The following is a 3,278-nucleotide window of genomic DNA, read 5'->3' on the forward strand; positions in this document are numbered from 1 at the left end:
CCAGCGCCTGCCGGGTGGCGCACAGCAGGCTGTCGAGCACCACGGCCCGGTTCACGGTCCTGGTCGCGGTGACCCGGGGCCACCCCAGCCGCATCGCGAGCTCGTCGCCGGCCACGCTGGATTGCGTGGGCGGCGCCCCGGCCAGCGGGGACCAGTCCGGGCGCATCTCCTGCCGGCCGGCCAGCTCGGCGACCATGGCCAGCTTGCGTGCGTGCTGGTAGGACTCGACCCGGTCCTGCGCGGCGATCGTCTCGACCAGGATCGCCGGGCTCAGCACCGTCAGGTCCAGGCCCCGCAGCCACGCGTCCAGCTCGGGCCCGGGCGGACATGCCCGGATCGCCTCGACCTGCCGCTGCTCACCCGTGCGCGGCGCCCCGCCGGCGGCCACGACCGGGTCCGGGCCGAGGTCCGTCAGGCACGTCCCGTCCGCCCCGTAGACCGGCAGCACCACGGCGGCGACCACGTCGCCGTCGAAGTGTTCCTGCAGGTCAGGTGCCATGGAACGACACTACCGACGACCACCCACACGATCCCGCAGCCGAGCCCTCGACCTGGGGACGGAGCACGACGACGACGCCTGTGGACGGCTCGGCGGGCCCCCGCGGGCTCAGCCCAGCGGGACCTCCCAGGACAGCAGCGTGCCGCGCCCGCCGGGGGCGACCCCGAGCGAGAACGTCCCGCCGTGCTGCCGGGCGCGCGCGGCCAGGTTGCCCGTGCCGGACCGGCGGTCGCGCGTCGCGGGCAGGCCGACCCCGTCGTCCTCGACCTCCACGTGCACGGTCCCCAGCGGACCCGCGCCCCGGACGGTCACCCGCACCGCCACCGAGGACGCGTGCGCGTGCCGCGCGGCGTTCGCCAGGCCCTCGCGCACGACCGCGACGACGTCGTCGGTGCGGTCCGGGCCGATCCGCTCGTCGATCAGGTCGGCGACGATGTAGTCGCCGTCGGGCACCGACTCGCCGTCCAGCGTGACGATGAGCGAGGGCGCGAACCCGAGGCCGGTGCGCGCCAGCGACGCCTCCCGGCGCAGCCGCTCGACGATGCCGGTCGCGGCGTCCGGGTCGCGCAGCGCGTAGACGATCTGGCGGATCTGCCGGACCGAGGCGTCGACGTTGTCCAGCGCCTCCTCGACGATGCTCGTCAGCTCGGACGGGTCGACGCCGCGCGAGGACCGGCGGCGGACGGTCTCGAGCTGCATGCCGGTCGCGAACAGCTGCTGGATCGCCAGGTCGTGCAGGTCGCGCGCGATCCGCTCCCGCTCGTCCAGCAGGGCCGCCTGGTCCTGGGCATGCCGCGCCTCGGCCAGCACGAACGCCAGCGCGGCCTGGGACGCGAACGACTCCGCGGTGTCGAGGTCGCCCTGGTCGAACGCCAGGGTGCCGACCTTGCGCAGCAGGATGAGCACGCCGACGCCGCGGCCCGAGGTCTGGAGCGGGGCGAACAGCGCGGAGCCGAACGCCCGCATCGCCGGCACGGTGATCCGGCTGGACCGCGCGAGCGAGTCGATGATGAGGCCCTGGCCGTCCTCCATGACCGACCACGTCGGGCCGCCGGGCGTGAGCTGCGCGCCGACCAGGGCGTCGGCGTTGTGCCCGTCGGCCAGCTCGATGAGCAGCTCGCCGCCCACGCCCGGCAGGGCGAGCGCGGCGGTGTCGGCGTCGGCGACGTCCCGGGCGGTCGCGGCGATGTGGGCGAGCGCGTCCTCCTCGTCGGCGCCGGACAGCAGCATCGTGGTGATGTCCTGGCCCGCGCGCAGCCAGTGCTCGCGGCGGGCGCCCTCGGCGAACAGCTGGGCGTTCGCGACCGCGACGCCGGCCGTCGCCGCGAGGGCGATGACCGCGGTGGCGTCCTTGTCGGTGAACCCGCCGTCCTTCTCGGACAGGTAGAGGTAGCCGAAGACCTGCTCCCGCACGCGCACGGCCGCGCCGAGGAACGACCCCATCGCGGGGTGGGCGGCCGGCCAGCCCTGGAACGCCGGGTGCTCGGTGAGGTCCTCGAGCTTCAGGACGCCGTGCGCGGGGATGTGCCCGAGGACGCCCCGGGCGTGCGGCGGGTGCCCCATCATCGCGGCCGCGGCCGCGGGCACGCCGGTCTGGACGAAGGTGGTCGACTCGCCCCGGGAGTCGAGCACGTTGATCGCGCCGTACCGCGCGCCGGTCAGCTCGACGGACACCCGGACGAACCGCTCGAGCACGCCGGGGAGGTCGAGGCCGGAGGCGACGGACAGCACGGCGTCCAGCAGGTCGGCGAGCTCGTCTCCGGTCTCGGACGCGGTGCCGAGCTCCAGGTGCGAGCGGCCGCCGGGTTCGCGGACGTGGATCGTCGTGGTGGGGCCCGGGCCGTAGGTCGGGGCGGCGACGCCGAGCGCGGCGGCGCGCTGCTCGGCCGCGGCGGCGTCCTGCGGGCGAGGGCCGGGCTGCCGGCGCGCGGGCTCCTGCGGTGCGGCGTCGTGCGGCGCCGGGTGGCGTCCGGTCAGCTCGTCGGCCATGTGCTCGTCGTCCCACCCTCGTCCTGCTCGCTGGCGTGCGCCTCACCGTACTGGGCGTCGGCGACCAGCAGGTGCGCGTGCGTCCCGCGCGCCGCGACCCGGCCGTCCCGGAGGACCAGCACCTCGTCCGCCGCGGCCAGCGGGGCCAGGCGGTGGGTGACGACGAGGACGCCGCGGGCCGGGGTGCCGTCGCCCGGGGCGCCCGCGGCGGCGGGTGCGGTCCCCGCGGCGCGCGGGGCCGCCAGCAGGTCGCCGACGAGGCGGTCGGCCGTCCCCGGGTCGAGGTGCTCGGCCGGCTCGTCCACCAGCAGCAGCGGCGCCGTCGCCAGCAGCGAGCGGGCCAGCAGCAGGCGCCGCCGCTCGCCGCCGGACACGCTCCGGGCGTCGGGGCCGAGCGCGGTGTCGACGCCGTCGGGCAGGCCCGCCAGCCAGTCGCCCAGCCCGGCGCGGACGAGCGCCGCGCGGGCGTCCTCGGGCGTCGCGTCGCCGCGGGCGACCCGCAGGTTCTCCAGCAGGGTGGTCTCGAAGACGTGCGCGTCCTCGGTGGTGAGCGCGAGCCGCGCGAGCCGGACCGTCGGGTCGACGTCGGTCAGCGGGATGCCGTCCAGCAGCAGCTCGCCGCCCCGCGGGGGCAGGAAGCCCGCCAGCGTCAGCAGCAGGGTGGTCTTGCCGACGCCCGACGGGCCGACGACGGCGACGCTGCGGCCCGGGCACAGGTCCAGGTCGAGGCCGGTCACCACGGGCGGGCGGCCGGGCCAGCCGACGGCGAGGCCCCGCGCGGTGAGGCGGG

Annotated in this window: 3 protein-coding genes; all 3 read right to left on the reverse strand. The window is 77.2% G+C overall.

The window, feature by feature from the left end; translation table 11 throughout:
• A partial coding sequence (locus tag MHY85_RS20630; RefSeq protein ID WP_239200267.1) for a hypothetical protein occupies nt 1-499 on the reverse strand: 499 nt, incomplete at its 3' end.
• A gap of 108 nt (nt 500-607) precedes the next feature.
• Nucleotides 608-2,488 carry a GAF domain-containing protein gene (locus MHY85_RS20635; protein WP_239200270.1) on the reverse strand — a complete coding sequence of 627 codons (1,881 nt, stop codon included), beginning with the start codon at nt 2,486-2,488 and terminating at the stop codon, nt 608-610.
• Nucleotides 2,473-3,278: ATP-binding cassette domain-containing protein (locus MHY85_RS20640; protein ID WP_239200273.1), on the reverse strand; the 806-nt coding region annotated here is incomplete at its 5' end. The genes MHY85_RS20635 and MHY85_RS20640, both read right to left, overlap by 16 nt.

The organism is Cellulomonas sp. ACRRI (assembly GCF_022346185.1).
In the GTDB taxonomy this organism is placed as follows: domain Bacteria; phylum Actinomycetota; class Actinomycetes; order Actinomycetales; family Cellulomonadaceae; genus Cellulomonas.